Source organism: Chromobacterium rhizoryzae (genome assembly GCF_020544465.1).
Lineage (GTDB): Bacteria > Pseudomonadota > Gammaproteobacteria > Burkholderiales > Chromobacteriaceae > Chromobacterium.
Genome location: NZ_CP066126.1, coordinates 2,784,916 through 2,810,153 on the forward strand (window position 1 = coordinate 2,784,916; position 25,238 = coordinate 2,810,153).

Annotated in this window: 22 protein-coding genes; 12 read left to right on the forward strand and 10 right to left on the reverse strand. The window is 65.6% G+C overall.

Going from position 1 to position 25,238, the window contains the following annotated elements; translation table 11 throughout:
• Positions 1-176: 176 nt before the first annotated feature.
• Genes dhbC through JC616_RS12640 form a run of 4 tightly spaced genes read left to right on the forward strand, consistent with a single transcriptional unit; the run spans position 177 to position 4,691 of the window.
• Entirely contained in the window at positions 177-1,361 is a 1,185-nt protein-coding gene (dhbC, locus tag JC616_RS12625; RefSeq protein WP_107798854.1) for an isochorismate synthase DhbC, read from the forward strand.
• On the forward strand, positions 1,358-3,004 hold the full coding sequence (locus JC616_RS12630) for a (2,3-dihydroxybenzoyl)adenylate synthase (protein WP_227103362.1): 1,647 nt from the start codon (positions 1,358-1,360) through the stop codon (positions 3,002-3,004). Before dhbC ends, JC616_RS12630 begins: the two co-directional genes overlap by 4 nt.
• Complete coding sequence (locus JC616_RS12635; RefSeq protein ID WP_227103364.1) at positions 3,001-3,900, forward strand: isochorismatase family protein; 900 nt, start codon at positions 3,001-3,003, stop codon at positions 3,898-3,900. The genes JC616_RS12630 and JC616_RS12635 overlap by 4 nt, the downstream gene beginning before the upstream one ends.
• Positions 3,897-4,691 (forward strand): 2,3-dihydro-2,3-dihydroxybenzoate dehydrogenase, encoded by a 795-nt coding sequence (locus JC616_RS12640; RefSeq protein ID WP_227103366.1) that lies wholly within the window; start codon positions 3,897-3,899, stop codon positions 4,689-4,691. Before JC616_RS12635 ends, JC616_RS12640 begins: the two co-directional genes overlap by 4 nt.
• A 106-nt stretch (positions 4,692-4,797) precedes the next feature.
• Here JC616_RS12640 and JC616_RS12645 read toward each other — a convergent pair whose 3' ends face one another.
• The 3 genes from JC616_RS12645 to cysD form a co-directional block, all read right to left on the reverse strand.
• Positions 4,798-5,802: a BMP family lipoprotein gene (locus JC616_RS12645; RefSeq protein WP_019102171.1), complete on the reverse strand. Its 1,005-nt coding sequence runs from the start codon at positions 5,800-5,802 to the stop codon at positions 4,798-4,800.
• A 421-nt stretch (positions 5,803-6,223) separates the two neighbouring features.
• Complete coding sequence (gene cysN, locus JC616_RS12650; protein ID WP_227103368.1) at positions 6,224-7,660, reverse strand: sulfate adenylyltransferase subunit CysN; 1,437 nt, start codon at positions 7,658-7,660, stop codon at positions 6,224-6,226.
• Entirely contained in the window at positions 7,660-8,586 is a 927-nt protein-coding gene (cysD, locus tag JC616_RS12655; protein WP_107798848.1) for a sulfate adenylyltransferase subunit CysD, read from the reverse strand. The genes cysN and cysD overlap by 1 nt, the downstream gene beginning before the upstream one ends.
• Before the next feature lie 208 nt (positions 8,587-8,794).
• Here cysD and JC616_RS12660 point away from each other — a divergent pair, with 208 nt between their 5' ends.
• The gene (locus JC616_RS12660; protein WP_227103370.1) at positions 8,795-10,951 is read left to right on the forward strand and encodes an HDOD domain-containing protein; all 2,157 of its coding nucleotides are present in this window, start codon (positions 8,795-8,797) and stop codon (positions 10,949-10,951) included.
• Between the two features lie 140 nt (positions 10,952-11,091).
• Here JC616_RS12660 and JC616_RS12665 read toward each other — a convergent pair whose 3' ends face one another.
• From JC616_RS12665 to JC616_RS12675, 3 genes are all read right to left on the reverse strand, one after another.
• On the reverse strand, positions 11,092-12,450 hold the full coding sequence (locus tag JC616_RS12665) for an aspartate aminotransferase family protein (RefSeq protein WP_227103372.1): 1,359 nt from the start codon (positions 12,448-12,450) through the stop codon (positions 11,092-11,094).
• A gap of 150 nt (positions 12,451-12,600) precedes the next feature.
• Positions 12,601-12,813 carry a sigma factor-like helix-turn-helix DNA-binding protein gene (locus JC616_RS12670; RefSeq protein WP_048415477.1) on the reverse strand — a complete coding sequence of 71 codons (213 nt, stop codon included), beginning with the start codon at positions 12,811-12,813 and terminating at the stop codon, positions 12,601-12,603.
• Positions 12,814-13,002: 189 nt separating this feature from the next.
• On the reverse strand, positions 13,003-14,241 hold the full coding sequence (locus JC616_RS12675) for a TIGR03862 family flavoprotein (protein ID WP_107798845.1): 1,239 nt from the start codon (positions 14,239-14,241) through the stop codon (positions 13,003-13,005).
• 241 nt (positions 14,242-14,482) lie between these two features.
• Between JC616_RS12675 and JC616_RS12680 the strand changes: the two genes are divergently transcribed.
• The 5 genes from JC616_RS12680 (at position 14,483) to rnk (ending at position 20,137) form a co-directional block, all read left to right on the forward strand.
• Positions 14,483-16,111, forward strand: coding sequence for a methyl-accepting chemotaxis protein (locus tag JC616_RS12680; RefSeq protein WP_107798844.1), 1,629 nt, complete (start codon positions 14,483-14,485; stop codon positions 16,109-16,111).
• Between the two features lie 168 nt (positions 16,112-16,279).
• The gene (gene dbpA / locus JC616_RS12685; RefSeq protein WP_107801722.1) at positions 16,280-17,659 is read left to right on the forward strand and encodes an ATP-dependent RNA helicase DbpA; all 1,380 of its coding nucleotides are present in this window, start codon (positions 16,280-16,282) and stop codon (positions 17,657-17,659) included.
• A gap of 99 nt (positions 17,660-17,758) precedes the next feature.
• A complete protein-coding gene (map, locus tag JC616_RS12690; protein WP_048415481.1) occupies positions 17,759-18,553 on the forward strand; it encodes a type I methionyl aminopeptidase in 795 nt (264 codons plus the stop codon).
• A gap of 155 nt (positions 18,554-18,708) precedes the next feature.
• Positions 18,709-19,566 (forward strand): flagellin N-terminal helical domain-containing protein, encoded by an 858-nt coding sequence (locus JC616_RS12695; RefSeq protein ID WP_227103374.1) that lies wholly within the window; start codon positions 18,709-18,711, stop codon positions 19,564-19,566.
• 166 nt (positions 19,567-19,732) lie between these two features.
• A complete protein-coding gene (gene rnk, locus JC616_RS12700) occupies positions 19,733-20,137 on the forward strand; it encodes a nucleoside diphosphate kinase regulator (protein ID WP_107798842.1) in 405 nt (134 codons plus the stop codon).
• Between the two features lie 59 nt (positions 20,138-20,196).
• Here the strand turns inward: rnk and JC616_RS12705 are convergent, their stop codons facing one another.
• The 3 genes from JC616_RS12705 to dnaB all read right to left on the reverse strand — a co-directional run bounded on the left by JC616_RS12705 (position 20,197) and on the right by dnaB (position 22,694).
• Complete coding sequence (locus JC616_RS12705; protein WP_227103376.1) at positions 20,197-20,805, reverse strand: alpha/beta hydrolase; 609 nt, start codon at positions 20,803-20,805, stop codon at positions 20,197-20,199.
• Positions 20,805-21,113: a (2Fe-2S) ferredoxin domain-containing protein gene (locus JC616_RS12710; RefSeq protein WP_227103378.1), complete on the reverse strand. Its 309-nt coding sequence runs from the start codon at positions 21,111-21,113 to the stop codon at positions 20,805-20,807. Before JC616_RS12710 ends, JC616_RS12705 begins: the two co-directional genes overlap by 1 nt.
• A 171-nt stretch (positions 21,114-21,284) precedes the next feature.
• Positions 21,285-22,694 carry a replicative DNA helicase gene (dnaB, locus tag JC616_RS12715; RefSeq protein WP_107798839.1) on the reverse strand — a complete coding sequence of 470 codons (1,410 nt, stop codon included), beginning with the start codon at positions 22,692-22,694 and terminating at the stop codon, positions 21,285-21,287.
• Between the two features lie 156 nt (positions 22,695-22,850).
• On the opposite strand from dnaB, the gene JC616_RS12720 reads away from it, so the two are divergent.
• Positions 22,851-23,189, forward strand: coding sequence for a nuclear transport factor 2 family protein (locus JC616_RS12720; protein ID WP_107798838.1), 339 nt, complete (start codon positions 22,851-22,853; stop codon positions 23,187-23,189).
• 145 nt (positions 23,190-23,334) lie between these two features.
• On the opposite strand, the gene JC616_RS12725 is transcribed toward JC616_RS12720, so the two are convergent.
• On the reverse strand, positions 23,335-24,507 hold the full coding sequence (locus JC616_RS12725; RefSeq protein ID WP_107798837.1) for a BaiN/RdsA family NAD(P)/FAD-dependent oxidoreductase: 1,173 nt from the start codon (positions 24,505-24,507) through the stop codon (positions 23,335-23,337).
• Between the two features lie 118 nt (positions 24,508-24,625).
• Between JC616_RS12725 and JC616_RS12730 the strand changes: the two genes are divergently transcribed.
• Complete coding sequence (locus JC616_RS12730) at positions 24,626-25,210, forward strand: superoxide dismutase (protein ID WP_107798836.1); 585 nt, start codon at positions 24,626-24,628, stop codon at positions 25,208-25,210.
• Positions 25,211-25,238 lie beyond the last annotated feature (28 nt).

A 25,238-nucleotide genomic window follows, 5' to 3' on the forward strand; every position in this document is an offset into this window, starting at 1 on the left:
CGCGGCGCCGCCAAATCCGGACCTGCGCCTCCACGAAGTCCTAGAGCAAAAATGTGGAATCAATATCATCTGTACGCAATATCACCGTATTGCAATGGATAACGATTATCATTTATATTCGCCCTCGACGCTCAGACGAGCCATCCCCCACCTACCCAGTGGACTCAGGAATAGCGATGAACCAAACCTCACTCGACCCAGCCTATAGCGGCGAACACAATCTGTTGGCCGCCTACCAGGCCGATTCCGCCTTCTTCTTCGCCTCGCCATGCCACACCCTGCTGGCCGAAGGCATCCAGCAAGTGATCACCGACACCGATCCCAGCGCCGCCATCGCCGCCGCGCTGGCCGCCCAGCCGGACCCGGCTCAGGCCGTGGTCGTCGGCGCCATCCCCTTCATGCCGGAACAACAGCCGTGGTTGTTCGTGCCGCAACAAGTGCGCCGCGCCGACGCGCTGAGTCAGGATCAGCGCAGCGCCCTGCGCCAGCCCTTGCAAGCCGATTGCCAATTGACGCCGCAGCCGGCGCCGGCCGCTTACTGCCAGGGCGTCAGCGATGCGCTGGCCCGCATCGGCAGCGGCGCGCTGGACAAGGTGGTGCTGTCGCGCACCTTAGAGCTTTCCGCCAAGCAGGCCATAGACCAGCGTCAATTGCTGCTCAATCTGGCCAGCCAGAACCAGCACGGCTACACCTTCGCCGTGCAGCTGAGCGAAGACGGCGCGCCGCGCCGCGCGCTGATGGGCGCCAGCCCGGAACTGCTGCTGGCCCGCTACGGCCGGCAAGTGATCACCAATCCGCTGGCCGGCTCCGCCGCGCGCAGCCCGGACCCGGCGGAAGACCGCCGCCGCGCCGACGCGCTGCTGGAGTCCGGCAAGGACTTGTTCGAGCACAAGCTGGTGATCGACGCCGTGGTCGAGGCGCTGGCGCCGTACTGCCGCGATCTGCAAGTGCCGGCCGGCCCGTCCCTGGTCTCCACCGCCACCATGTGGCATCTGTCCACCCGCATCAGCGGCGAGCTGATCGATCCGGCGGTGGGTTCCTTCGAACTGGCGCGCGCGCTGCACCCCACCCCGGCGGTGTGCGGTTTCCCGGCCGACCCGGCGCGCAGCCTGATCCGCGAGATCGAACCCTTCGACCGCGGCTTCTTCACCGGCATGGTGGGCTGGTGCGACGGCAAGGGAGACGGCGAATGGGCGGTCACCATCCGCTGCGCCGAAATCGCCGAACGCACGCTGCGCCTGTTCGCCGGCGCCGGCATCGTCACCGGCTCGCTGCCGGAAAGCGAATTGGCCGAAACCGCGGCCAAATTCCGCACCATGCTGCGCGCAATGGGCCTGGCCGACCTGGCGGAGGCGGCATGAGCGAGCAACAACTGGACTGGACGCCGTGGCCTGAAGATTTCGCCCGCCGCTACCGCGAGGCCGGTTATTGGCAAGGCCAAACCCTGTTTTCCATGCTGGCGGCCCAGGCCGAGCAACAGCCGGAAAAACTGGCGCTGGTGGCCGGCAAGCAGCGGCTGAACTACCGCGAGCTCAAGCTCTACGCCGAGCGCCTGGCCGCCGGTCTGTACGCCCGCGGCCTGCGTCCCGGCCAGCGTGCCGTGGTGCAGCTGCCCAATTGCGCCGAATTCTTCATCGTCGCCTTCGCGCTGTTCCGCCTCGGCATGCTGCCGGTGTTCGCTTTGCCGGCGCACCGCCGCGCCGAAGTGTCCTACTTCTGCCAGCACACCGACGCCGCGGTCTATATCTGCGCCGATCAGCACGCCGGCTTCGACTACCGCGCGCTGGCGGCCGAGCTGCTGCCGCTGGCGCCCTCGCTGCAGCAGGTGATCGTCGCCGGCGACGCCGGCGACTACACCCCGCTCAACAGCCTCTACCTGATGGACCAGCCCTTGCCGGCGGAGCCGGACCCCAGCGGCCTGGCCTTCTTCCAGCTCTCCGGCGGCAGCACCGGCGTGCCCAAGCTGATTCCGCGCACCCATGACGACTATCTGTACAGCTTCGCCGCCAGCGCCGAGATCTGCGGCCTGAGCCGCGACAGCGTCTATCTGTGCGTGCTGCCAGCCGGCCACAACTTCCCGATGAGCTCGCCCGGCAGCTTCGGCGTCTTCCACGCCGGCGGCACCGTGGTGCTGGCTTCCGGCCCCAGCGTCGACGAATCCTTCGAGCTGATCGAGACCGAGGCCGTCACCATCGCCGCCCTGGTGCCGCCGCTGGTGCCGCTGTGGCTGGACGCCGCCGCCAAGCAGCCGGGCAAGCTCGCCAGCCTGCGCCTGCTGCAAGTGGGCGGCGCCAAGTTCGGCCCCGAGCTCGCCGCCCGCGTCGAGCCCGCGCTGGGCTGCAAACTGCAGCAGGTCTTCGGCATGGCCGAAGGCCTGGTCAACTACACCCGGCTGGACGACGGCCCGGAGCAGGTGCTGAACACACAAGGCCGGCCGATCAGCGCCGACGACGAAGTGCGCATCGTCGACGACGAGGACCAGCCGGTGGCGCCGGGCGAAGTCGGCCACCTGCTGACGCGCGGCCCCTACACCATCCGCGGCTACTGGCGCGCCGCCGACCACAATCAGCGCGCCTTCACCGCCGACGGCTTCTACCGCACCGGCGACCTGGTCAGCATGAACGCCGACGGCTATCTGACGGTGGAAGGCCGCGCCAAGGACCAGATCAACCGCGGCGGCGAGAAAATCTCCGCCGAGGAAGTGGAAAACCACCTGCTGGCCCACCCGCTGGTGCGCGACGTCGCCATCGTGGCGATGAGCGACCCCTATCTGGGCGAGCGCTCCTGCGCCTTCATCATCCCGCGCGAGCAACAGGCGATCCGCCTGCCCCAGGTGGCCGCCTTCCTGCGCGAGCGCGGCCTCGCCGCCTACAAGATTCCGGACCGGCTGGAGCTGGTCGACACCCTGCCGCAAACCAGCGTCGGCAAGGTCAGCAAGAAAACCCTGCGCCAGATGCTGGAACAGAAACTGGCCGCGCAGCCCACCCAAAGGTCACAAGCATGAGCATTCCCCGCATCGCCCCCTACGCCATCCCGTCGCAATTGCCGGACAACCGCGTCAACTGGACGGTGGCGCCGCAGCGCGCCGCGCTGCTGATCCACGACATGCAGGAATACTTCCTGGATTTCTATGACCGCGACGCCGAACCGGTGGCCACCGCGCTGCGCAATATCGCCGCCATCCGCGCACGCTGCCGCGAGCTGAACATCCCGGTGTTCTACACCGCCCAGCCGGCGGAACAGGCCGACAGCGACCGCGGCCTGCTCAACGATATGTGGGGCCCCGGCCTGCCGGCGCGCCCGGAACGCCACCCCATCGTGGCCAGCCTGAGCCCGGCCGCCGACGACACCGTGCTGACCAAGTGGCGCTACAGCGCCTTCCAGCGCTCGCCCTTCCTCAATCTGCTGCGCCAGCAAGGCCGCGACCAGCTGATCATCTGCGGCATCTACGCCCACATCGGCTGCATGAGCACCGCGCTGGACGCCTTCATGTACGACATCCAGCCCTTCTTCGTCGCCGACGGCCTGGCCGACTTCTCCGCCGACCGCCACGCGATGGCGCTGGAATACGTGGCCCAGCGCTGCGGCGTGACCCTGGACAGCCAGCGTCTGCTGGGCCAGCTGGGCCAGCTGGACCAGCAGGCCGCACCGGCCAGCGCCGCGCCCAGCGCGGAAGCGCTGCGCGCCGCCATCGCCGAACTGCTGCAACAGCCGGCCAGCGACATCGGCCTGGACGACAATCTGCTGGACTGGGGCCTGGACTCCATCCGCCTGATGAGCTTGCTGGAACAATGGCGCGCGCTGGGCGCGGAAATCGACTTCATCGAACTGGCGCAACAACCCACCGTCAACGCCTGGCAGGCGCTGCTGGCGCGCCAGCTGGACGGGGCCGCCGCATGAGCGCCAGCTACCCGGAATTCCACGGCCGGCTGGCCGTGGTCAGCGGCGCGGCCCAGGGCATAGGCGCGGCGCTGGCGCGCTCGCTGGCGGACCAGGGCTGCCGCGTGGCGGCGCTGGACCTGCGCGCCGACGGCCTGCAGCAACTAGCGCTGCATACGCCGGCCCACGCCGACGGCCGCATCATCCCGCTGCCGCTGGACATCCGCGACGGCGCGGCGGTGGAACAGGCGGTGGCCCGCATCGAAGACGAGATCGGCGCCATCGACATGCTGGCCAATGTCGCCGGCGTGCTGCGTCTGGGCACGGTGGAACAGCTCAGCGACGAGGACTGGCTGCAAAGTTTCGCCGTCAACACTCACGGCGTGTTCTTCCTCAGCCGCGCGGTGGCGCGGCGCATGCAGGCTCGCCGCCGGGGCGGCATCGTCACCGTGGGCTCCAACGCCGCCGAAGTGCCGCGCACCCAGATGGCGGCCTACGCCGCGTCCAAGGCCGCCACCACCCAGTTCAGCAAATGCCTGGGCCTGGAGCTGGCCGAGTTCGGCGTGCGTTGCAACATCGTGTCGCCCGGCTCCACCGACACCGCGATGCAGCGCCAGTTGTGGAGCGACGACGCCATCCCGCCGGCCATTCTGCAAGGCTCGCTGGAGCAGTACCGCACCGGCATCCCGCTGCAACGCATCGCCGCGCCGCAGGACGTGGCCAATGCCGCGCTGTTCCTGCTGTCGGATCAGGCGCGTCACATCACGCTGCATAATCTGTACGTGGACGGCGGCGCGACGCTGGGGATCTAAGCACCTATTCACGATCCGCAAAGAAAAACGGGCAAGACCAAAGGTCTTGCCCGTTGTCACGTCGCCGCGCCAAGCGCGGCGCCAAGCGCGGCGCGGCTCCGGCGGATCAGTTCACCGGGCAGCGGTTGGCGGCGCGGTAATCCACCACCTTGATCTTGCCGCTGACGATGTCCTTGCGCGCCTGCAGAATCTTCTTCTCCATCTCAGGCGTGATCAGCGAACGGTTGTATTGGTCCAGCGCCCAGTCCACGCCGTTTTCCTTCAGGCCCATCAGCTTGACGTCCGGCTTCCACGCGCCGTTCTTGGCGTCGCGCATGGTTTCGTACACCGCGTTGTCCACGCGCTTGACCATGGAGGTCAGCACCACGCCCGGCTGCAGATAGTTCTGATTGCTGTCCACGCCGATGTAGAACTTCTTGGCGCCCTTGGCCGCCTGGATCACGCCCATATTGGACAGCGCCGCCGCGGCGAACACCACGTCCACGCCGCGATCGAACTGGCTCTTGGCCAATTCCCCGCCGCGCGCCGGGTCGTTGAAGGCGGCGTGGGTGGTGCCTATCATGTTCTGCATCACCACCGCCTTGGGATTGGCGTACTTGGCGCCCTGGGCGTAACCGCAGCCGAAGGCGCGGATCAGCGGCACGTCCATGCCGCCCAGATAGCCCACCTTGCCGCTCTTGGACTTGAGCGCGGCGGCCATGCCCACCAGGAAGGAGCCTTCCTGCTCCTTGAAGGCGATGCTCTGCACATTCGGGCCCTTGGCCACCGAATCCACCAGCGTGAACTTCACCTTGGGGAATTCCTTGGCCACGGTCTCGATGGACTGGGTGTAGGCGAAGCCCACCGCCACCACCAGGTCGGCGCCCTTGCGCGCCATATTGCGCAGCATCTGCTCTTTCTGAGCGTCGTTGCTGACCTGGCCTTCGCGGTAGTTGATGTGGAATTCTTTCTTGAAACGTTCGGCGCCGTTGAATGCCGCTTCATTGAAGCTCTTGTCGAACTTGCCCGCCTGATCGTAGATCACGGCGACAGTGAAATCCTTGGCTGCAACCGGGCCTGCCAGCAAGATGGCAGCGGTTGCGCCTGCGATGTGTTTCAGCGCAAACGTCATGTTTTATCTTTTCTATGTGGATTACAGGCGATGCGACAGCGCCGCGGGCGGCGTTGCCGGCGCTTCAAGCGAAAGACGGAGGGGGAAACCGAGTGGACCGCGGCTGCCGGAGCAGACGGGACGAAACAGAACCACGCCGCTGCGAACCGCAGCGGATACAACGCGCCAATTGAAGCTGCCGGATTGTAGGCAGCCCGCCGCCGGCTGTAAACCGGCGTGGCCGAATCCTGCAACAACAGGTCGAAAAACGGACAGCCCGCCGTATGAGAGGCGGCACGGCGAGTGCGGCTTCGAAATGCTCATATACCAAACGTACATTCCGCTTTCTCAGCCGCGGCACCTTGTCCCGCTCCCGCTCGCTAGACTTTGAACAGGCTCTGAAAACTAGGGCGACGGGCCGTCGGCAGCGCTCACCCCCCGCTCAGCGCGGAAACAGCTGGCCGATGTCCTTGGCCTCCCAGTGCGGGAAGTATTTGCGCACCAGCGCGTTCAACTCCAGCTCGAAGGCGCGCAAGCGCTGCAATTCGTCCTGCGGCGCGGCCGCCTGCTCCGTCCTGGCCGCCGTGATCATGCCGGCGCCGGCGGTGGCGTTGCTCAGCCGGTCGATCACGATGAAGCTGCCGGTGCCGCGGCAGGCGGCGTAAGCGTCTATCACCGCCGGCGCGTTCAGGCTGATCCGGCACAGCGCGATCTCGTTCAGGTGCAGCGCCTCGGCCGGCTTCTGCTCCAGCGTGTTGACGTCCACCTGGTGCAGGATGGCCTCCACCCGGCCGGTGACGAATTTGCCGGCCAGCTTGAAGCCGTACTCCTTGCCGGCGCGCAAGGGCGCGTCCTGCATCCACACCAGATGCGCGTCCAGGCTGGCCGCCACCGCCGGCGGCGGCTGGTCGGCGCGCACCAGCATATCGCCGCGCGACACGTCGATCTCGTCTTCCAGCGTCAGCGTGATCGCCTCGCCGGCCCCGGCCGCGGCCAGTTCGCCCTCGTAAGCCACCACGGCCTTGACCTTGCTGCGGCGGCCGGACGGCAGCGCCAGCACCTCGTCGCCGGGGCGGATCTCGCCGGCGGCGATAGTGCCGCAGAAGCCGCGGAAGTCCAGATTGGGCCGGTTCACGTACTGCACCGGCAGGCGGAAGCCTTCCAGCGCCGCGTCGCTGCGCACTTCCACCGTTTCCAGCAACTGCATCAGCGTCGGCCCCTGATACCAGGGCGCGCCCTCGCCGCGGCTGACCACATTGTCGCCGCGCAGCGCGGAGATCGGCACAAAGCGGATGTCCGGAATCGCCAGGCCCTCGGCGAAGGCCAGATACTCGTCGCGAATGCGCTCGAACACCGCCGGATCGTAATCCACCAGGTCCATTTTGTTCACCGCCACGATCACATGACGGATGCCCAGCAAACTGACGATGTAGCTGTGGCGGCGGGTCTGGGTCTGCACCCCGCGCCGCGCGTCGATCAGAATGATGGCCAGATTGCTGGTGGACGCGCCGGTGGCCATATTGCGGGTGTACTGCTCATGGCCCGGGCAATCGGCGATGATGAACTTGCGCTTGTCGGTGCTGAAATAGCGGTAGGCGACGTCGATGGTGATGCCCTGCTCGCGCTCCGCCTGCAAACCGTCCACCAGCAAGGCCAGGTCTATCTCCTGATCGGTGGTGTTGTATTTCTTGGAGTCGCGCTCTATCGCCGCCAGCTGATCCTCGAAGATCAGCTTGGAATCGTGCAGCAGCCGGCCGATCAAGGTGGACTTGCCGTCGTCCACGTTGCCACAGGTGATGAAGCGCAGCAGATCCTTGTTTTCGTGCTGGCGCAGGTATTCCAGGATGTCGCCGGCGATCAGATCGGATTGGTGGGTCATCAGAAATATCCTTCCATCTTTTTCTTTTCCATCGAACCGGCGCTGTCGTGGTCTATCACCCGGCCCTGACGCTCGGAAGTGCGGGTCAGCAGCATCTCCTGAATGATGTCCGGCAGTGTGGCCGCCTGCGATTCCACCGCGCCGGTCAGCGGATAACAGCCCAGGGTGCGGAAGCGGACGCGGCGGGTTTCAATGCTCGCCTTCTCCGCCGGGCTCAGATAATCCAGTATCCGCTCGTCGTCTATCATGATCAGCGTGCCGTCGCGCGCTATCACCGGCCGTTCGGCGGCGAAGTACAGCGGCACGATCTCGATGTTTTCCAGGAAGATGTATTGCCAGATATCCAGCTCGGTCCAGTTGGACAGCGGGAACACCCGTATGCTCTCACCCTTGTCTATCTTGCTGTTGTAGATGTTCCAGAGCTCGGGCCGCTGGTTCTTCGGGTCCCAGCGGTGGTTGCGGTCGCGGAAGGAATACACCCGCTCCTTGGCCCGGCTTTTTTCCTCGTCGCGGCGAGCGCCGCCGAAAGCGGCGTCGAAACCGTATTTGTTCAAAGCCTGCTTCAGGCCCTCGGTCTTCATCACGTCGGTGTGCTTGGCGCTGCCGGCGGTGAACGGATTGATGCCGGCGTCCACGCCCTCCTGGTTGACGTGGACGATCAGATCCCAGCCGTACTCTCGCGCCTGCTTGTCGCGCAGCGCGATCATTTCCTTGAACTTCCAGGTGGTGTCCACGTGCATCAAGGGAAACGGCGGCTTGCCCGGCGCAAACGCTTTCTTGGCCAGATGCAGCATCACCGCCGAATCCTTGCCTATCGAATACAGCATCACCGGGTTTTCGAATTCCGCGGCCACTTCGCGAATGATGTGGATAGACTCCGCTTCCAACTGCTTGAGGTGAGTCAGCCTCTGTTGACCGATGTTCATGCTTCCTGCCCATCCTGTAGATGCGCTCAAATCTACCGAAAGCCCATCGGCGCATCAAAACCGATGGGTTATATCAATATGCTCTTAGCAAATCAACAATTAGTCCAAAGGGCAATAAGAACGCCAGGACGGACGCTGCGGAATCTTCGGCCCACGCTGCAATAACTGTCTACATTAGTACAAATACGCAAGCCGCACGGAGACAGCGATGAGCCCCGCCGCAGAGCCGGAATACCAAATCGTCGCCACGCTGCACTGCCCGGACGGCCTGTCGGTGCTGCTGGCCAGCCGCGACGGCGCGGCGCTGGCGCTGGTGGAGTCCGCGTCCGAGCTGCCGGACGCGCCGCCGCGCCCGGCCTTCCGCCATCCCTTGCTACAAGCCTGGCAGGGCCAGGCCCGCCTGGACGGCAAACCCTACGCCGTCTACCGGCAGGACACGCTGCAGCCCTTGCGTCTGAAGGCGCTGGCCGCGCTGCCGCTGGCCGAGCGCATCGGCCTGGCCTGCGACATCCTGGAGCCGCTGATCCACCTGCACGCCAGCGGCAAATGCCTGGGGCGGCTCTATCCCGAAACCGTGCTCGCCGACATCCACCAGCGCGTCGCGCTGCTGGGCGAACACGCCTGCCAGGCCTTGAACCCGGAACGGCTGCGCCAAGAGCTGTCTCAGGCCGAACAACTGCTGCGCTGGCTGATCAGCGCCGGCGCGCCGGAACGGGACTGCGATCCGGAGCTGGAGCAATGGCTGGACGCGCTGCGCGACCCGGCGGCCGACGCCGGCGCCTGCCGCCGCGCGCTGGCCGGGCTGCAGGACTGGCTGGCCCGCCATCAACGCTTCAACCGCCAGGAAGGCGGCCGCGCCGCGCTGGACCACTTGCTGCAACGCATGCGCCACGCGCCGGACTTTCCGGCGCTGTCCCAGGCCATCGCCGCCATCAACAAGAGCAACAACGCCGACAGCGAGCGCCTGCAAGCGCTGTCCAGCGCCATCCTCAAAGATGTGTCGCTGACCAATAAGCTGCTGAAAGTGGTGAATTCCGCCAATTTCAGCCAGTACGGCGGCGCGGTCAGCACCATCTCGCGCGCCATCGTGATCCTGGGCTTCGACACCATACGCAATCTGGCGCTCAGCCTGCTGCTGTTCGAACACCTGCACAACCGCGCCCACGCCGACGAGATCCGCGACGTGGCGATCAAGACCTTGTTCACCGGCCTGCTGGCCCGCTCGCTGGCGCCGGCCTGCGGCGTGCGCGAGGCGGAAGAAGCCTTGATTTGCGGCATGCTGCAAAACCTGGGCGAACTGCTGTGCGTCAACTACTTCCGCGACGAGTACCGGCAAATCCAGACGCTGATCGCCGCCGGCGCCGGCGTCGACCAGGCCGCGCACCAGACGCTGGGCGCCCATTACGCCGACCTGGGCGCCGCCACCGCCGCCTTGTGGCGTTTTCCGGAACGGATTCTGACCGGCATGGAACCGATGCCGGCCGGCGCGGTGCGCCAGCCGCAAACCGGCGAGATGCGGATGAAGGCGCTAAGCTCGCTGTGCCGCGAACTGGTCTGCCAGCTGACCCAGAGCGGCATCGACCAGGCCGACGCCAGCCGCAAGCTGCTGCAACGCTACAGCCGGGCGCTGGCGCTGGAGTGGGCGCCGCTGGAACGGGAACTGGCGCAGGCGCAAACCCAGCTCACCGCCTATCTGGCGGAACTGGGCCCGGAAGCCGGCCAAGGGCCGCGCTCGCAGGCCTTGCGCCAGGCCAGGCTGGACAAGAGCGCGCCGCCGCCCAGCCCCGCCGCGCCGCCGCCGCCCGCGCCGGACCCCACCCGGCTGCAGGCCACCGCCGGCTCCGCCGGCCGGATCGCTGTGCTGTCCGCCGGCGTGCAGGACATCACCAACACCCTGCTGGGCGATTACAAGCTCAACGACCTGCTGCGCATCATTCTGGAAACCATGTACCGCGGACTGGGCTTCGACCACGCGCTGATCTGCGCGCGCAGCGGGGCCGATCTGCCGCTGCAGGCGCGCTTCGGTTTCGGCGAAAAAGTGGAGTTGCTGCTGCCGGCGCTGCGCGCCGACATCGACAGCGGCGACAGCCTGTTCCGCAAGGCGCTGGAACGCAACGCCGACATGCTGATAGACGACATCGACGCGCCGGCCATCGCCCAGCACATCCCGGCCTGGTTCCGCCAGATGGGCGTCGCCCATACCTTTGTGCTGCTGCCGCTGTCCTTGGACAAACGCAAGCTGGGCATACTCTACGGCGACCGCCGCCAGGCCGGCTCGCTGGCCATCGCGCCGGAGCAGCTCAGCCTGCTGAAGACGCTGCGCAATCAGGCCTTGCTCGCCATCCGCCAACAGCCCGCGCGCTAAGAAGCGGTTTACGATCTGCTGCGCGTCGTGAGACGTGGCACGGTGAGCACCGCTTCGAAATGCTCATCCCCCCTTGTACACTCCGCTTTCTCAGCCGCAACGCCTTGTTCCGCTCTGGCTCGCGAAGGGTTGAACCGGCGCTAAACCACCTCGCCGGCGAAACCGTCCAAGGCCTCCAGCAGGCGATCGATGTCGGCGAACTCCGCGTCCGGACACAGCAGCAACATATTGTGGAAGGGCGTGATCAGGAAACCGCGGTTGAGCAGGTAAAGATGGATCACCCGCTCCAGCTCCTCGTCCAGCATCGCCCCCGCCTCGCTGCCGTTGCGCGGCGGGCGCGGGGAAAACTGGAACTCGCAGCGCGCGCCGACGCGGCTCACGCACCACGGCAGCCGCCAGCGTTCTATCCAGTCCTGCAAGCCGTCCGCCAGATGCTGGGCCAGCGCGAACATCCGCTGATAGGCGGCGTCGCTCATCACCTCGGCCAGGTTGGCGCGCATCGCCGCCGCGGCCAGCATATTGCCGCTCAAGGTGGTGCCGATGCCGGAATGACCGGGCGCGGCCGCGCGCTTGGCGCGCTGCGCCCGCTCCGCCAATTCCGCGCTGAAGCCGTACACCGCGCACGGCAGGCCGCCGCCCAGCGGCTTGCCCAACACCAGAGCGTCCGGCTTCAGGCCGTAGGCCGCGCCGTAGCCGCCCGGCCCGCTGCTGATGGTGTGGGTTTCGTCCAAGAGCAGATAGCTGCCGTAGCGGCGGATCAAATCCTGGGCCTCGCTCCAGTAACCGGGATCCGGCAACACCATGCCGATATTGGTCATCACCGGCTCGGCCAGCACGCAGGCCGTCCGCTCGTCGCTGAGGGCCCGCTCCAGCGCTTCCAGATCGTTGAACTCCACCACCCGGGTATGCGCGGCCGGATCGTGGACCTGGCCCAGCAGGCTGGCGCGCCGCCTGGGCCGGCCGTCGACCAGATCGACGAAGGCATCGTCCACCGTGCCGTGGTAACAGCCGTTGAACACGACGACCTGATCCCGGCCGCTGGCGGCGCGCAGCCAGCGCAGCGCGAAGCGGTTGGCGTCGCTGGCGCTGAGGGCGAACTGCCAGTGCGACAGGCCGAAGCGCCGCGCCAGTTCCTCCGCCACCCAGACCGCGTCCGGCGACGGCAGCATGGCGGTCAGGCCGCGCGCCGCCTGTTCGGCGATGGCGCGCGCCACCGGCTCCGGCGAATGGCCGAACATCGCGCCGGTGTCGCCCAGGCAGAAATCCAGGTATTCATGGCCGTCCACGTCGCGCAGCCGCGCGCCCCGGGCCTCTTCCACGTAGAGATTGAAGGGAGTGGACCAGTCCGCCATCCAGTGCAAGGGCGCGCCGAACAGCAAATGCTCGCCGCCGGCGGCGGACAGCTGCCGCGAACGCGGGCGCCGCTCGGAAAACATCGCCAGTTCCTGCCGGTGCAAGGCCTGGGCCTTGTCGAAATCGATGCCGTGACGCAAAGCCATGAAGCTCTCCTTGAAGGGGAAGACTGCGCGTCAGTATATCCAGATGCCGTCGACGGCGGCAGCGGCGCCGGCCCTCCCCGGCACAAGGAACAGCCTGAATGCGACGAAGCCCGGCCGAGGCCGGGCTTTGTCAGCGCCGCAATGGCGGCTTTACAAGGGCAGATGGCCTGCCAGAGCGTTGATTTTTTGCAGCGCGCGGCGGAAGCGGCTGTGAGCGCGGGACACGGTGGACTCGCTGATGTCCATTTGCTGGGCGGCGAAGTAGCCGGTCATGCCCTCCACCTCCATCAGCCACACCGCTTCGCGCGAGCGTTTTTTCAGGCCGATCAGATCGGCCACCTGGTTGAAATCGTCAAGCTTCATCGCGCTGTTCTCCTCAGGCGTTCGCCTTCGCATCATGACAATCCATGCAGTGGGCGGCTTTCTCGACAATGACGTGGCCGCGCGTTTCGCGCGACATTACCAGTATAGGGGCTTGCAAAAAAAATGCAGGCAGCGCTCCGTGTAAATACGCAGTCGCCGCCTATTGCGCTGGCGTGGACGCAACAGGCCTCAAGCCTGCCGCATCCAGCGCAGCACGCCGCCGGCGGCGGCGCGCCCGGTGGAAAAGCAGGCGGTCAGCAGATAACCGCCGGTGGGCGCTTCCCAATCCAGCATCTCGCCGGCGCAGAACACGCCGGGCATCGCCTGCAACATCAGATTGTCGTCCAGCGCGCCGAAGGTCACGCCGCCGGCGGTGCTGATCGCCTCGTCCAGCGGCCGCGGCGCCAGCAAGCGCAAAGGCAAGGCCTTGATGCCCTCGGCCAGCTTGGCGGGGTCGTTGAACACGTCCTTGTCCAGGCATTCGCGCAGCAAGCCCATGCGCACGCCCTTCAGACCCAAGCGGCTTTGCAAATGGCTGGACATCGAACGCGAACCCCGCGGCCGCGCCACCTCGCCCAGAATGCGCTGCAAGCTCCAGTCCGGCATCAGGTCCAGATAACACAAGGCCGCGCCGCTGCGCGCGATTTCGTCGCGGATGGCGCCGGAGCAGGCGTAAATCAGATTGCCCTCCACGCCGCCGGCGGTGATGACGAACTCGCCGCGGCGGCTGAACGGATGGCCGACGGCCGGATGGAACTGCAAGGTCACCGATTTCAACGGCGCGCCGGCGAATTTGTCGGCGAAATACTCGCTCCAGCCGGCGTCGAAGCCGCAGTTGGACGGCTGCAGCTTGGACACCTCCACGCCGCGTTCGCGCAGCATCGCCGCCCAGCTGCCGTCCGAACCCAGCTTGCGCCAGCTGCCGCCGCCCATGGCCAGCACCACGGCGTCGGCCTCGGCCAGGCGCTCGCCGTCCGGCGACGACAGCCGCAGGCGGCCGCGCTCGTCCCAGCCCAGGAAACGATGGCGCACGTGGAAGCTCACCCCCGCCTCGCGCAAGCGCGTCAGCCAGGAGCGCAGCAGCGGCGCCGCCTTCATTTCCTTGGGAAACACCTTGCCGGAACTGCCGATGAAGGTTTCTATGCCCAGGCCGTGCACCCAGGCGCGCACATGCTCGCCGTTGAACACGTCCAGCATGGGCCGCAACTCGGCGCTGTGAGCGCCGTAGCGCTGCACAAAGCTGGCGTGGGGCTCGGAATGGGTGATGTTCATGCCGCCCACGCCGGCCAGCAGGAATTTGCGGCCGACCGACGGCATCGCGTCGTAGACATCGACCCGCACGCCCGCCGCCGCCAGTTGCTCGGCGGCGGCCAGGCCGGCCGGCCCGCCGCCGATGATGGCTACGCGGCGTCCGCTTGTGTCACCCATATACTGCGCTCCTTGAAATCCATGGTGAAGAATGCGCCCAAACTGCGGCGAGGGCGGGATTTTCACAGAAAACCGCCGCAAACCCAAGCCTAATCGTTTTAACTATAAGTTTGATTTAAACCAACATTCCTACGTCATCAAATCACTACCATCGCGCTGCGACCCATTTCAATAAACCTATAGCGGCAATCGCGCGATTCTACAAACACACCAGGAGAACGGACCCTCCGTCCGCACACGCATGCGCAAATTTTCCGATTGGCCGATCTGGCTGAAACTGACCATGGCGGTATGGTGCTGCCTGGTCCTGGCCTGGAGCGGGCTGATAGCCTGGGAAACCAGCGTCAGCCGGGACATCGCCGTGGAACAGGCGCAAGACCTGGCCCACAGCATGAATGAAATGACCATGGCCGGGCTCACCGGCATGATGATTACCGGCACCGTGGGCCAACGCGACGTTTTTCTGGACCAGATCAAGGAACTGTCCGCGGTGCGCGATCTGAGAGTGATCCGCGCCCCGGCCGTCAGCAAGCAGTTCGGCCCCGGCAACGCCGGCGACAAGAATCTGAACGGCGACGCGGTGGAGCAACAGGCGCTGCGGGACGGCAAGCCTCATATCCGGATTGAATCCACGCCGGCGCTGGGCGAACATCTGCGCGTGGTCTATCCGGCGCTGGCCTCGCGCAACTATCTGGGCAAAAACTGCATGATGTGCCACCAGGTGGCGGACAAGACGCCGCTGGGCGTGGTCAGCATGCGCGTCTCCCTGGAGAAGCCTTACGCCTCGGTCAGCCGTTTCCGCGATCAGAGCATTCTGTTCGCCATCCTGGCTTCCCTGCCCCTGATGGCGGTGGTCTTCCTGCTGGCGCGCCGCCTCGTCACCCGCCCGCTGCAGGCGATGTCGGCCGGGCTCGCCGAACTGGCCCAGGGCGAAGGCGATCTGACGCGACGGCTGCCGGTGCGCAGCCGCGACGAAATCGGCGACACCGCCTTGCGCTTCAACCAGATGCTGGCCGCCATCGCCGAGCTGGTGCGCCACGTCGGCGCCTCCGCCGGCGCGGTGTCCCAGTCCTCGCGCCAGTTAGCCGACGGCGCCGCCCACCTGGCGGAAAGCTCGCACAGGCAAAACCGCCAGTCCCAGTCCGCCGCCGGCGCGGTGGAGCAGCTGGCCAGCCATATCGGCGAAATCGCCGGCAAGGCCGAGGACGTCAGCGCCGAAGCCGACCAGAGCCTGCAACGCTCCGAAGACGGCCGCGCCAGCCTGAGCCAGCTGCAACGCGAAGTCAGCCAGGTGGAGCAGGCGGTGCGGCTGATGGCGCAGGCGGAAACCGAGCTGGCCAGTTCCACCTCCAGCATCACCAATATGACCAAGGAAGTGCGCGAGATCGCCGAACAGACCAATCTGCTGGCGCTGAACGCGGCGATCGAGGCCGCGCGCGCCGGCGAACAGGGCCGCGGCTTCGCGGTGGTGGCCGACGAGGTGCGCAAGCTGGCGGAGAAATCGGCCCGCTCCGCCAGCGAGATCGACGCCGTGACCGGCGCGCTCAACCAGAAAACCGACGCGGTGCGCGCCGCGGTCAACGCCGGCCTCAGCTCGCTGGCCGCCAGCCGCCAGTCCGCCGACAGCGTGTCCAGCGTGCTGGACGCCGCCAATCAATCGGTGGCCGAGGTGCGCCAGGGCCTGCGCCAGATCGTCGCCGTCACCGAGCAGCAGCGCGCCGCCAGCCAATCCGTAACCGGCAGCATAGACGCCATCGCCGAAATGGCGCAGACCAACGATCAGGAGATCGGCCAAACCGTGAACGCCGCCGAACAACTGGAACAATTGGCCCAGCGGCTGACGGAATCGGTGTCGCGCTTCACCGTGTGAATCCAACTCCATGGAGCCGCCAGTCAATTTCTGGCCCCGTTCGCGCGGGGCCTCCGCCTTCTTGCGGGCTGGAGCCGAAATAAATCCGCCGGCGGCGGATATCCGATTTGGCCGTTGGCCGCCGGCCTGTTACACTCGCAGCCCGATACCGTAATACGCCAAGTCATTGTGAAAAAAGCCGCTTTCTCCACCCTGCCCCTGTCCGCCGCCCTCTTATCCAATCTGGACAGCCTGGGCTACCACAGCATGACCGCCATCCAGGCGGCCAGCCTGCCGGCCATTCTGGACGGCCAGGACCTGATCGCCCAGGCCAAGACCGGCAGCGGCAAGACAGCGGCTTTTGGACTCGGCATCCTAGCGCGCTTGAACCCGCGCTGGTTCGGCGTGCAAGCGCTGGTGCTCTGCCCCACCCGTGAGCTGGCCGACCAGGTAGCGCAGGAAATCCGCCGGCTGGCGCGCAGCATAGACAATGTCAAAGTGGTTACCCTGACCGGCGGCAGCCCGATGGGCCCGCAAATCGGCTCGCTGGAACACGGCGCCCACATCGTGGTGGGGACCCCCGGCCGGCTGCAGGATCACCTGTTCCGCGGCTCGCTGAATCTGTCCGGCGTCGGCACCCTGGTGCTGGACGAGGCGGACCGCATGGTGGACATGGGCTTCATCGAGGAAATCGTCGGCATCGTGCGCGCCTGCCCGCGCCAGCGCCAGACCCTGATGTTCTCCGCCACCTATCCGGAAAATATCCGCAAGATCAGCGCCCAGTTCATGCGCCGGCCGCAGGAAATCCAGGTGGAATCGCTGCACAGCGGCGAACGCATCGAACAATGGTTCTACAAGATCAAGCCGGAACAGCGGCTGGAAACCGTCACCACCATCCTGCGGCACCTGCGCCCGACGTCCGCGCTGGCCTTCTGCAACACCAAGGAACGCTGCAAGGAACTGGTGCGAGACCTGCAGGCGCGCGGCTTCAGCGCGCTGGCGCTGTACGGCGACCTGGAGCAGCGCGAACGCGACCAGATCCTGCTGCGCTTCGCCAACAAGAGCGCCACCGTGCTGGTGGCCACCGATGTCGCCGCGCGTGGCCTGGACATCAAGGAACTGGACTTGGTGATCAACGTCGACGTCACCCATGATCCGGAAATCCACATCCACCGCATCGGCCGCACCGGCCGCGGCGAGGCGATGGGCCTGGCGCTGACCCTGACCGCCGACAACGACGACAAGCGGCTGGCGCTGATCGAAAGCTATCAGCAGGCGCCGCTGACCTGGGCCAAGCTGGAACAGCTGACCCCGGCCCCTGGCGGCCCGCTGCTGCCGCCGATGGTCACGCTGGAAATCGCCGGCGGCAAGCGCGAAAAACTGCGCCCCGGCGACATCCTCGGCGCGCTGACCGGCGACGCCGGCTTTAGCGGCGCCCAGATCGGCAAGATCAGCATCTTCGAATTCGCCAGCTTCGTCGCGCTGGACCGCGCCATCGCCGAGCAGGCGCTGGAGCGCCTGTCCGCCGGCAAGATCAAGGGCAAGCAGTTCAAGATGCGCCTGATTTGAACGACGACGCGCCCCCGGCCCGACAAGCACTGCCGGGCCGGGGGCGTTTTTGCTAGAATACGTCTCATTAGCCGCAGACACGCACATCACCAGAATCCCATGAGCATCCAACTGAAAAACGCCCAAGACATCGAAAAGATGCGGATCGCCGGCCGCCTGGCGTCGGAAGTCCTCGACTACATCACCCCCTTCATCAAGCCCGGCGTCACCACCGAAGCCATCGACAAGCTGTGCCACGACTACATCGTCAATGAGCAGGGCGCGATCCCGGCGCCGCTGAACTACGCGCCGGACGGCCACAATCCCTACCCCAAATCCGTGTGCACCTCGGTCAACCACGTGATCTGCCACGGCATCCCGAACGACAAGCCCCTGAAGAGCGGCGACATCATGAATCTGGATGTCACCGTGATCAAGGACGGCTACCACGGCGACACCAGCCGCATGTACCACGTCGGCAACGTTAGCGAACACGCCCGCCGCCTGTCCCGCATCACTTACGAATGCATGTGGCGCGGCATCGACAAGGTCAAGCCGGGCGCCACGCTGGGCGATATCGGCTACGCCATCCAGCAGCACGCGGAAAACTCCGGCTACAGCGTGGTGCAGGAATTCTGCGGCCACGGCATCGGCACCAAATTCCACGAAGAGCCGCAAGTGCTGCACTACGGCCGCCCCGGCACCGGGCTGGAACTGCAGGCCGGCATGATCTTCACCATCGAGCCCATGATCAACCAGGGCAAGCGCCACCTGCGCATGCTGGGCGACGGCTGGACCGTGGTCACCAAGGACCGCAGCCTGTCCGCGCAATGGGAGCACACCGTGCTGGTCACCGACAGCGGCTACGAGATCCTGACCCAGTCCGCGGGCACGCCGCCCAAGCCCGGCAAATAAGCCGGAAACGCATCCCCAGCCCGGCGCCGCCGGGCTTTTTCACGCCCATGCCCGCGCCATCCGCCGCGACGCGACTTTACCCAAAACCCGGCTTGCCCTGCCCCGCGCGCTTTCTTACACTGAAGAAGTGAAACCACATCCAGCGGGAGCCGGCCATGGCACTGACCATCAATAGCAATCTGAGCGCGCTGCAGGGGCAGAACCAGCTGAACCAGACCCAGAAAGCCAAAGACAAGCTGCTGGCTCAACTCTCGGCCGGCAAGACCACCAACAACGCCGCCAACAATCCGGCCAACGCCGCCATTTCCGAAGCGCTGCTGGCCCAGATCAACGGCAACAATCAGGCGATCAACAACGCCAACGACGGCATCTCGCTGGCGCAAACCGCCGACGGCGCGCTCAATCAGCTGCAAAGCAATACCCAGCAAATCCAGGAGCTGGCGATCCAGGCCGGCAACGGCGCGCTCAGCGCCAGCAACCGCCAGGCGCTGCAACAGCAGGTGGACCAGCTGACCCAGGCCAATTCCGCCATCGTGCAAAGCACCGAATTCAACGGCACCCCGCTGCTGAACAGCAACGCCTCCACCACCTTCCAGGTGGGCCCCAACGGCAGCGCGGACAACCAGGTGAACATCTCCGGCGTCAATCTGTCCGCCGCGCCGGCCAGCGGCGGGCTCAACAGCTACAACGCCAATCTGAACGCCACCGGCACCATAGACATCAGCACCCAGGCCGGCGCGCTGGCCGCGCAGCAAAGCACCAACGCCGATCTGAACACCCTGGCCAACACCCGCAGCACGCTGGGCTCGATCAGCAACCGTTTCGAGGCCAGCATCAACAATCTGCAAACCGCCTCGGTCAACACCGCCGCCGCCAATAGCCGGATCAGCGACACCGACTTCGCCGCCGCGACGGCGCAGCTGGCGGCCAAACAGATCCTGGGGCAAACCGGCCTCGCCACCCAGGCCCAGGCCAATGTCGGCCCGCGCGCGGCGCTGTCCCTGCTGGGCTGAAGCGCGAGGCCGGCCCCCCCCCGGCCCAAAGCCCAGTATTAGCGGCGATTGCGCCGCCAAGCCTTGTTACACGCGGTTACAAGCGATATCATTGGCACACACGCTTTTCGCGCACTAAATCATCGGGCACCCTGTGGTGCCCTTTGTCTATCTGAAGGAGTTGCATATGTCGACAAGCCCGGCCATCACGGTGTCCTCTCTGGACTATGAGCGCCTCGCCGCGCTGCTGGAGGATTGCGAGAGCGGCCACCCCACCGCGGCCGCGCTGGAAGCCGAGCTGGAGCGCGCCGATGTGGTGGAGCCCGCCGCCATGCCCGCCGGCATCATCACCATGAACAGCTGCGCGCGGGTCAAGCTGGACGACGCCCAGGAAAAAACCCTGACCCTGGTCTACCCACGCGAAGCGGACAGCGAACAAGGCAAGATCTCGGTGCTGGCGCCCATCGGCGCCGCGCTGCTCGGCCTCTCCGCCGGACAGAGCATAGATTGGCCGACGCCGGCCGGCAGCATCCGCCTGAAGGTGCTGGAAGTCACCTACCAGCCAGAAGCCGCGGGCGAACTGCACCGCTGATAAAAAAACCGGCCATCGCATGGATGACCGGTTTTTTTGCGCCAGGGCCTGACGACGCCCTACCAACAGCGCTGAATCGTCTGCGCCAGCTGCACCAGGCGGCCATGGAAGAAATGGCCGGCGCCGGGAAACACCACCACCGGCAAACCTTGCGGCCGCGCCCATGCCATCACCGCGGACAGCGGAATCACCTCGTCCTCCTCGCCGTGAATCACCAGCGCATCGGCCGGCACCTCCGGCGTCGGCGTTTCGTACTTGCCCACCGCCACGCCCATCAGCAGCAATTTGTCCGACGCTATGCGCGCGCGGGTGCGCGCCGCGACGAAGCCGCCGAAGGAAAAACCGGCCAGCGCCAGCGGCAGATCGCCCTGCTCGCGGCGCGCGTGTTCCACCACGGCGATCACGTCCTCCACCTCGCCGAGGCCGTAATCGTGCTGTCCCTCGCTGTCGCCCACGCCGCGCAGATTCGGGCAGTAGCAGACATAGCCCAGCTGCGACAAGGCCTTGGCCGCGGTCTGCACCACCTTGTTGGTGTTGGTGCCGCCTTGCAGCGGGTTGGGATGGCAGATCACCGCAATGCCGCGCGCCTCGGCCTGGGCCGCCACCACGATGGTTTCCAGACCGCCGGCGGGCCCGGCCACCACTTGCTTGTTCATCGCCTTCAACATCAGATCTTCAACCTTTCCACCACGCGCCCGCCCACCATGTGCTCGGCGACGATTTCGTCGATGTCTTCCTTGTCGACGAAGGTGTACCAGGTCTCCTCCGGATACACCACCATCACCGGGCCGTCGTCGCAGCGCCCAAGACAGCCCGCCTTGTTGACGCGGATCTTGCCCTCGCCGGCCAGGCCCAGGACCTTGACCTTGTCCTTCATATAGCCCAGCAGTTCGCTGGCGCCGTGATTATTGCAGCAATCCTCGCAGCCGGCGCGCTGATTACAGCAGATGAATACATGCTTGTCGAAAAAGCTCATGAAATGCCTCGTATGCTCACAGAACCATCTTAGAACGTGTTTACGATCTCGCGAGCTAAGGCGAGACAAGGCGAAAACGGTTGAGAAAGCGGAGTGTACAGACGGTACATGAGCATTTCGAAACCATTTTCAACGCCGTATCGCCGACGCGCAGCAGATCGTAACAGGTTCTTAGGAGTCGCTGTCCGCCCAACCGCTGACGCCCAGCGTGGCGGCGTTGTCGAACTTGGCGTACTTGCCGACGAAGGCCAGCCGCACCGCGCCGGTGGGACCGTTACGGTGCTTGCCGATGATGGCCTCGGCCAGGCCCTTCACTTCCTGGTTCTCCGGGTTGTAATACTCTTCCCGGTACATGAAGACGATCAAGTCGGCATCCTGCTCGATGGCGCCGGATTCCCGCAAGTCCGACATCATCGGCCGCTTGTTGGGACGCTGCTCCACCGCCCGCGACAGCTGGGACAGCGCGATCACCGGCACCTGCAGCTCCTTGGCCAGGCCTTTCAGGCCGCGCGAAATCTCGCCCAGCTCGGCGGTGCGGTTGTCGCCGCGGCCCGAGCCCGACATCAGCTGCAAGTAGTCGATCACGATCAGACCCAGCTTGCCGCCGTGCTGGCGCGCCAGACGGCGCGCGCGCGCGCGCACTTCCAGCGCGGTCAGCGCAGCGGTTTCGTCGATGTACATCGGCGCCTCGGACAGCTTGCCTATCGCGTAAGTCAGCTTCTGCCAGTCATCGTCGCCCAGCTTGCCGGTACGCAACGTGTGCTGATCCAGCCGCCCCACCGAACCCAGCATACGCATCACCAGCTGCGTGCCGCCCATCTCCATCGAGAACACCGCCACCGGCAGATGCTGCTCCACCGCCACATGCTCGGCGATATTCATCGAGAACGCGGTCTTGCCCATGGACGGACGTCCGGCGACGATGATCAGATCGCCCGCTTGCAGGCCCGAGGTCTTGGCGTCCAGATCAATGAAGCCGGTGGGCACGCCGGTGACCTCGTCCGGGTTCTCCCGGCTGTAGAGCATGTCGATGCGCTCCACCACCTCTTTCAACAGGCCCGGCATCTCCAGGAAACCCTGCTTGGACTTGGCGGTGGATTCGGCGATCTGGAACACCTTGCCCTCGGCCTCGTCCAGCAGCTGCGAGGCGTCGCGCCCCATCGGCGCGTAGGCGGCCTCGGCGATCTCGGTGCCCACCAGCGCCAGCTGGCGCATGATGGAGCGCTCGCGCACGATCTCGGCGTAGCGGCGGATATTGGCGGCGGACGGCGTGTTCTGCGCCAGCGTGGCCAGATAGGACAGGCCGCCGATATTGCCCAGTTCGCCGTTCTTGTCCAGGCTTTCGGAAACGGTGACCACGTCGGCCGGACGCGCCAGTTCCACCAGCCTGGCCACGTGCTTGTAGATCAGCCGGTGGTCATGGCGGTAAAAGTCCGCCTCGGACACCACGTCGGCGATCTTGTCCCAGGCGCTGTTGTCCAGCAACAAGCCGCCCAGCACCGATTGCTCGGCTTCGATCGAATGAGGCGGCGTGCGGATCGCCGCCATCTCGCTGTCAAAATTCTCGTACGATTCAGTCATGTAGACTCGGAGTGATGGCGCGGCCTGGCCGCGCGAATGAAGCAAGCCTGGATCAGGCAAAACCCGATTTTAACCCGAAACCGCCACTCGCTGAGCATGCGTTGACAAGCGCCCCGCGCGGCCCCAGCATCGAAGCTTCGTTCATCTGGAGCCGCCATGACGCCCACCGCCCTCGTCCAAAGACAACTCGACGCTTACAACCAACGCCAGCTGGAGCCCTTTCTCGCCGTCTACGCCGACGACGTGACGGTGTACCGGCTGCCCGGCGCGGAGCCCAGCCTGCGCGGCAAAGCCGCCCTGAGAGATTTCTACGCCGGCCAGCGCTTCAACTTGCCGGACCTGCACGCCGAACTGGTCAAACGCATCGAGTTCGGCAACAAGGTAATCGACCACGAACGCGTTAGCGGCGTGGCCGAACAGCCCTTCGAAGTGGCGGCCGTCTATGAAATCATCGACGGCAAGATCCAGAACGTGTGGTTCCTGGCGGCGGACTAAGAACCTGTTTACGATCTGCTACGCGTCGGCGATACGGCGTTGAAAACATCTCCAAAATGCTCATGTACCGTATGTACACTCCGCTTTTTCAGCCGTTTTCGCCTTGTCTCGCCCTTGCTCGCGAGATCATAAACAGGCTCCAAGATCAGCAATGCATCCCGGCCACATAGCCTGACGACCAGGCCCACTGGAAATTGTAGCCGCCCAGCCAGCCGGTGACGTCCACCACCTCGCCGATGAAGAACAGGCCGGGCACCGCGTTGGCCATCATGGTCTTGGACGACAGCGCCTTGGTCGACACCCCGCCCAGCGTCACCTCGGCCTTTTTATAGCCTTGGGTGCCGTTGGGTTTGACCCGCCAGCCGTGCAAGCGCTCGGCCAGCTGCTGACGCTGCTTGGGCGACAAGTCCTTCAGCCGCTTATTGCAGCCCTCGCGCTCAAGCCAGGCCTCGGCGAAGCGCTTGGGCCAGCCGAACTCGGCCAGCGCGTTGGCGATAAGCTGCTCGCTGCCGGCCTTTTGCTCCAGCCAGGCCGCGGCGTCCGCGTCCGGCAGCAGGTCCAGTTCCAGCGTCATGCCCGGCTGCCAATAGGACGACACTTGCAGAATGGCCGGGCCGGACACGCCCTTGTGAGTGAACAACACGTTCTCGCGGAAGCGCCCCTTGCCGGCGCGCGCTTCCACTTCCAAAGACACGCCGGCCAGCGGCGCGAACGCTTCCGCGTCCTCCACGTGAAAGGTCAGCGGCACCAGGGCCGGCGTCAGCGGCGTCAGCTCCAGGCCGAACTGTTCGGCCAACTGGTAGCCGAACGGCGTCGCGCCGATCTGCGGGATGGACAAACCGCCGGTCGCCACCACCAGCGACGCCGCGCGAAAAACGCCGGCGCCGGTCTCCAGCGCGAAACCGTCCGCGTCCCGGCTCACCCGCAGAACCTGCGCCTCCATGCGCCGGTCCACCCCGCCCAGCCGGCACTCCTCGTCCAGCATGGCGATGATGCGTTCGCTGCCGTCGTCGCAGAACAGCTGGCCCAGCTTTTTCTCGTGATAGCCGATGCCGTGACGCTCGACCATGGCGATGAAATCCTGCGGCGTGTACTGCGCCAGCGCCGAACGGCAAAAATGCGGATTGGCCGACAGATAACAGTCGAAACGGGCGTGGAGATTGGTGAAATTGCAGCGGCCGCCGCCGGAAATGCGGATCTTCTCGGCCAGCTTGCGCGCATGGTCCAGCAAGAGCACGCGCCGGCCGCGCTGGCCCGCGGTGGCCGCGCACATCAGGCCGGCGGCGCCGGCTCCAATGACAATAACATCATACTGCAATGGCGTTCATCCTTACTTTACTTTTTTAGTCAACTATTGGCGACCAGCGGCTTAATCCAGTAAACTTGCGGCTAAAGCATCCGCTTATGCGGCTTACTTTCTCAACAAGGAGAGCATAATGGAACACAAACTGCCGGAACTGCCGTACGCGCTGGACGCGCTTGCCCCGCACATTTCCAAGGAAACCCTGGAATTCCACTACGGCAAGCATCATCAGACCTACATCACCAACCTGAACAACCTGGTCAAGGGCACCGAGTTTGAAAACGCCTCCCTGGAAGAGATCGTGAAGAAATCCTCCGGCGGCATCTTCAACAACGCGGCCCAAGTTTGGAACCACACCTTCTACTGGCTGGGCTTCGCCCCCAACGCCGGCGAAGAGCGCAAGCCCACCGGCGCGCTGGCCGACGCCATCAACGCCAAATGGGGTTCCCACGACGAATTCAAGAAAGCCTTCACCCAAACCGCCATCGGCACCTTCGGTTCCGGCTGGGCCTGGCTGGTGAAGAACACCGACGGCTCGCTGGACCTGGTATCCACCAGCAACGCCGCCACCCCGCTGACCACCGACAAGAAGCCGCTGCTGACCTGTGATGTGTGGGAGCACGCGTATTATATCGATTACCGCAACAGCCGCCCGAACTATCTGGACAGCTTCTGGAAGCTGGTGAACTGGGACTTCGTCGCCAAGAACTTCGCCTGATTCGACGCTGCCTGACAGCCTGATGCAA